5 protein-coding genes, 1 rRNA gene and 1 pseudogene are annotated in these 6004 nt (G+C 33.5%); 1 reads left to right on the plus strand and 6 read right to left on the minus strand.

The features are described 5' to 3' along the window. Positions 1-42 precede the first annotated feature (42 nt). Positions 43-158 (plus strand): 5S ribosomal RNA (gene rrf / locus AC1M36_RS28050). Positions 159-293: 135 nt separating this feature from the next. Here rrf and AC1M36_RS28055 read toward each other — a convergent pair. The 6 genes and pseudogenes from AC1M36_RS28055 to AC1M36_RS28080 form a co-directional block, all read right to left on the minus strand. Further along, positions 294-740: pseudogene (locus AC1M36_RS28055) on the minus strand (ASCH domain-containing protein). Between the two features lie 455 nt (positions 741-1195). Next, entirely contained in the window at positions 1196-1993 is a 798-nt protein-coding gene (gene bacA, locus AC1M36_RS28060; protein ID WP_479846499.1) for an undecaprenyl-diphosphate phosphatase, read from the minus strand. A 76-nt stretch (positions 1994-2069) separates the two neighbouring features. Next, positions 2070-2807 carry an ABC transporter permease gene (locus tag AC1M36_RS28065; protein ID WP_479846500.1) on the minus strand — a complete coding sequence of 246 codons (738 nt, stop codon included), beginning with the start codon at positions 2805-2807 and terminating at the stop codon, positions 2070-2072. Continuing rightward, positions 2800-3720, minus strand: coding sequence for an ABC transporter ATP-binding protein (locus tag AC1M36_RS28070; RefSeq protein WP_336454605.1), 921 nt, complete (start codon positions 3718-3720; stop codon positions 2800-2802). The genes AC1M36_RS28065 and AC1M36_RS28070 overlap by 8 nt, the downstream gene beginning before the upstream one ends. Positions 3721-3798: 78 nt before the next feature. Beyond that, a complete protein-coding gene (locus AC1M36_RS28075) occupies positions 3799-4815 on the minus strand; it encodes a sensor histidine kinase (protein WP_479846501.1) in 1017 nt (338 codons plus the stop codon). Then, positions 4805-5518: a response regulator transcription factor gene (locus tag AC1M36_RS28080; protein WP_336454603.1), complete on the minus strand. Its 714-nt coding sequence runs from the start codon at positions 5516-5518 to the stop codon at positions 4805-4807. The genes AC1M36_RS28075 and AC1M36_RS28080 overlap by 11 nt, the downstream gene beginning before the upstream one ends. Between the last annotated feature and the right edge of the window lie 486 nt (positions 5519-6004).

The raw sequence follows: 6004 nt of genomic DNA on the forward strand, positions 1-6004 counted from the left end.
GAAGCAAATGTTATCTAGTTTTGAAGGAATATGCCTTCATAGTTTGGTGATGATGGCAGAGAGGTCACACCCGTTCCCATACCGAACACGGAAGTTAAGCTCTCTAGCGCCGATGGTAGTTGGGACCCTGTCCCTGTGAGAGTAGGACGTCGCCAAGCAAAAACCTAAGTCATTTCGACTTAGGTTTTTTTTGTGGTTTTAAATAAGAATATAAATTATAAAACAAGCTCATTATCTATCTACTCTTTAAAAAGCAAATAGATGATGAGTTTATATATGAAAAGAAAGTTTATTTATTTCTTCACATCAATCAGCTCAAAACGTTCGCAAACGAGCAACATGTCTTCAGAAAATTCATGACCGATTTCATTCAGTTCTTTTGTGAAGAACTCTATATGAGTGTTCTTCCAATATTCATAGGTCCGGTCACCTTCTCCTTCGGCAATAGCAAATTCCTCAGAGACTTCATTCATTGGTGTCAAAGTTACTTCTATCGTTTTAATAATTGCTACAGGCTCGTCAGAGCTATTCAATATAATGCTATAATCATTTGTTGTTGGAAGTGGTTCATTTTCTAGCTCATAAAAAATATGTCCAGAGCATGTTGCTGTTTTTAAGCCATCAATTACTAATTAAGCAAGATAGTCAGGAGAGGCTCCGAACTGCCATGCGCTGACAGTTTGAGGTTTTTCGTTCTCCTTCCAGTATTCATTCCAGTATTGCTGTGCCAATTGATTCATTAGTATCATTCACCCATTTCTCACATGTCTAGTTAAATACCTCATTGCTTATGATAAGGTTTCGTTTGGTTATAATAGATGGTTTGTTTGATAAATTACATTTTCTTTGTTGTTTTTTGAGGCAGTAAAAGGAAACTGCTTAATGAATCTGGTTTATATACTCGTGCTGTTCATTTATATCCATCTATTTAATAAATCTGTACATATATTTATATTAAAGAATATTCAGAATAGTTAAGTCGAGCTATTTTAAACAGCTACCTACGTTTTTAAGATTAGATGATTCTTCTGGAATAATAAAACTAACGCTTTTTATGAAGAGTTTGTTGAAATGTGTCTTTTTATTAAAATGGGGAAGGTAAGGCAGTTAGATAGGTATAATTGCAACTAACCGATACTCCTATAGAAAGATCGGTTAGTTATTTATTGTCTTTTTATAGGTGATCTTCCTCTGGTTATAGCAATACGAATACAGTGAATACGATAGCTAACAAAATACGATAATAGGCAAATGGCTTTAAACCGATTTGTGCGAGTAGTTTTAGAAACGTTACTACTGCAAGCATCGCAACAATAAAAGAAGTAATAAACCCTATTGCGAACATTGGGATATCATCCATACTTAAATACTTCCAGCTCTTTAATAAGTCTAATCCTGTTGCGCCAACCATGACGGGAAGGGCGATAAGAAAAGAAAATTCGGATGCGGCCTTATAATTTGCCTTTGCTAACAATCCTCCAGAAATAGTAGATCCAGCTCTTGAGAAACCAGGGTATACTGCTAAACATTGGAATAAACCAATTGTTAATGCTTGACGATATGTTAAATCGTCTAATGAATGGGAGGTAGCTTCAGGCTTTTTAACTTCTGCAAAGATCATAAGAATAGCTCCTGCCACAAGCCCGATAACGACAGTATATGGCTGAAATAAGTATGTTTTAATCACATCATGTAAGAGTAAACCGGCAACTACAGCTGGGAATACACCTAGGAAAACATGTAGTGCATTAAATTTTTTCTCTTTCTGCAAGATAGGTTTAATGTTACAGAGAGAAACAAGTCGTTTATGATATAAAATCGCAATAGCTAAAATGGCCCCTAGTTGTATAACAATTTCAAATGTCTTTGCACGTTCTCCCTCAAAACCTAATAAATGCCCGACTAATATAAGATGCCCGGTAGAAGAGATAGGTAAAAATTCAGCTAGTCCTTCTACAATACCGAGTATAAATGCAATAATTGTATCGCTCATAATTTCACTCCTATTATTTAAATGAAAATGTTGTAGATAGACAGAGACATAGAAAGAATTTTGTTATCTTTATAAATCAATGAATATCAACTTTTTTAAAATAGAATATTGTTGCGAGAAAGCCGATAATAGCTGTAGCGGCAATAGCAACATAAGAATATTCTGGAGGATATGTCGGTTGCAATTCATTATTTACTATATCTAGTGCAGCTGTCCAAGGAAACAAATCTTTGTGTTCCGAACTTGCAGTTAGAACATTTACCATTGCTACAACAATTGTTAATATAATAGGCGGAACATAAGTTTTCATTACAAGGGTTAGTAGTACAATAGGAGAAGATAAGATAAAAAGGAATCCACCGCCTAGTAAAAATTTCACTAAAAATTGAAAAGATAAAGGGATGCTTAATCCAGGAAAACCTCCTAATAGCCCTAATAGTAAAGTTAGTCCCCATGCAACTATAGTAAGGATCATAATCCAAATAAACAGAAGGGTGAATTTGCTCATAATAAAGTTAAAACGTGATACAGGAATGGTTAATAAATTTTTTAATGTATTTTCTGTGTATTCACGATTAAAGAGATAAGCGGTAACAACTCCGTATAGGAGGACTCCCATAAATAAAATAATATACATATTTACATTAAGAAAAAGGACATCGAAACCTGCGGGTGTAGCAGATGGTTTTGTTTTCATTTCTATATAAAAGGCCAAAACGATCATAAACGGTGCTACCGCTGCCCCAATAATACTAATTAAAAACATGTTAGAACGTTTCAATTTTAATAGTTCCGTATATAGTAGATTAACCAATTGTTCCACCTCCAACCAATTTGGTGAAATAGTCCTCTAATCTGTCTTCACTCATCATAATTTTTAATACTTCGATATCATTTTGAACAAATGTTCTATTAATCTGTCCTTGTTGACCGAAATGAGAATAAACGCGAATATTTCCTTCATCATGTACTTCATAATCAAAAATATGAAATTGTTTCTCTAAAAGCATCGCAGCTTTATTATCGTTATTGACTTGGAATTCTAAGTATTTACGATTTGTTTTTCGAAGTGCATCAAGTGAAGTTTCTTCTAATAACTTCCCCTCATGGATAATCCCCATATGATCTACTAGTTGTTCAACTTCGGCTAAAATGTGGCTAGAAATTAATATCGTTATATTTCTTTCTTGTGCTAAAGATTTAATAAGTTTTCGCATTTCTTTAATTCCAATTGGGTCTAAACCGTTTGTCGGTTCATCTAATATTAATAGCTCCGGATAATGGAGAAGAGCTCTTGCGATTCCTAATCTTTGTTTCATTCCTAAAGAATATTTACCCACTAGCTTTTTTGTTTCATGTTGCAATCCTACAATTTCTAGTGCTTCTTCAATGGTATTTTTTTTATGCACTCCAATTATTTTTGCGTTAATTAATAGATTCTCTTTTGCAGTAAGATTTTCATAAAAACCTGGCACTTCAACGATAGAACCAATTCTTCTTAAAATTTCTTTTTGGTTTGCAGAAAAATCCTCTCCGAATATTTCGATTTTTCCACTTGTAGGTTTTATAAGACCGAGCAGCATTCGAATAGTAGTCGTTTTACCAGCACCATTTCGTCCGATAAATCCGTAAATCTCTCCTTGGTTTACAGTTATATTTAGATTATCTACTGATTTTTGTTTGCCATAAATCTTAGTAAGGTTTGTTGTCTTTATAATTGCACTCATTTTGAAACACCTGCTTTCCATAAGCTCTTAATTACATGATAAAAAGGAAGATTTAACTACTGCTTAATCATTTCTTAACTATTTCTTAAAAGTAGCTTGTTTTGGGATGGAAAAGCCAAAGGTGGTTCTTTCCCACGGAATACTTTCTACCCATATTTGACCGCCATTTTTTTCTACGAGAGCTTTCGCGATAGCAAGTCCTAAACCGCTCCCGCCATGAGAAGAGTTCCTTGATTGCTCAATTCGGTACATTCTCTCAAATACGTTCTCTAGATCATCTGTTGAAATGCCAGGGCCTTTATCCCAAATGAGCAGCTGATAGTCGTTAGTCGTTTCAAAAAGTTCGATTCCTATTATTTTTCCAGGCTTTCCGTAATGTATCGCATTCTTTAGGAGATTACTGATAACTCGCATAAGGCTTAAAGAATCTGCTGTAATCATGCAAGGTTCTTCTGGGATATTAACTTGTAACTCAATACCGTGTTTGGATAGTTCAGGCAAAAATTCGATTAGTGACTCCCTGGCTATTTCTGGGAAATTAAGTTGTTCTTCTTTAAATGGCATTTCATCAGCATCAAGCTTTGCCATATTGAATATCTCATCAACTAATTGTTTTAAGCTATTTGATTTATTTGAGAGTATTTCAAGATATTCTAGTTTTTCTTCCTCTGAAGCAGCTATACCATCTTTTAATGCGTCAATATATCCAATAATAGAAGTAAGAGGTGTTCGAATATCATGTGAGATACTAGATAGAAGTTGTTTTCTAGTCTTTTGAGACTTTTTGGCCTCAACTTGCACTTTTTCTAGTTCGGTTATTAATTCATTTATAGAAAAAATGACATCATCTAGTGAATGATCGTTATTTGTATATAGTCGTGTATGTAGATTGCCATTAATAACGCGTCTTAATTTCTTGACCATAGACTTCCTAGTTTGAATAAAATGAAGTCTTGTAAAGAAAAGGCTTACTGTTATAACAATAAGGATAATGAATAATATTAATTTTGATGTGTGACCCATATCTATAAAGAGAAGTCCGGTAATGATTATAAACTGCAATAAAATAAGATAGAGAACTTCATCATTCTTCATTCTTCTCACCTACAAATTTATAACCAATACCCCATACAGTTTGGATGAATTTAGGATTTGAAGGGTCGACTTCTATTTTTTTTCTCAGTTTTCTAATGTGTACCATGACGGTATTATCATCTTCTATATAATTACTATCCCAAACATTACGGAAGAGTTGCGTCTTTGTAAAAACTTGTTCAGGATTTGAGGCGAAGAACTTTAATAGTTCAAGTTCTTTTCCAGTTAAAGATATTTCTTTTCCACTTACATTAACTATGTACTTATTTATATCAATTGTTAATCCTTTGAATGTTAGGAGTATGTTTTCTTGCATGTTAGCATTACTTCCTAATACTAAAAAACGTCTCATAAGAGCTTTTACTCTAGCGACTACCTCATTGATACTAAAAGGCTTTGTAATGTAATCGTCCGCGCCTATGCTTAAGCCTAAAATTTTATCTACTTCTTGATCTTTAGCAGTGAGCATTAATATTGGGACATTTGTTTTGTTTCTAAGTCTTCTGCATGCTTCGATACCATCAACTTTAGGCATCATAAGATCTAATATGATGAGGTTATATTTGTTTTGTTCAAATAATTGCAGAGCCTCTTCGCCGTTTATAGCGATATCTACTGTATATAGTTCTCGTTCTAGATATTTCTTTAATAAGTCCCGGATTTCTTTTTCGTCGTCTGCTATAAGTACACGGATATCTTCCATAGTTTCACCTGCTTATAATAGAGTTTTGTATTTTGTTTTCGGTAATGAAAAATACAATAGCTATCTCATTATATACTATGAATTGTTAAAATAAGGTTTTAAGTATAGAATCGAATGGAGAAAGGTAAATGTATGATGATCTACTAAATGTTTATAGATGGAGGAAACCAAGTGGAGAGAAGTGGTATTTTAGGATGCTTTTACAACGCTTCATAAAGAAGAGATAAATCTATTGAAAAAAGTTTTGAAAAGTTATTGACTATTACTATATAGAGGTGTAATATTATACGAGTCGCTGATAGCAACAAGCAAAACGCGACAAACGAAATAAAAAACTTAGTTGACATTGAAAGATGAAAATGTTAACATAAGGAAGTCGCAAATGAGCGACAAACGAGTTCTTTGAAAACTGAACGAAACAAACAACGTGAAACGTCAATTTTTATTTTAGATGCTAGACAAACTTTATTGGAGAGTTTGATCCTG

The organism is Bacillus sp. Medicinal_06 (assembly GCF_056711665.1).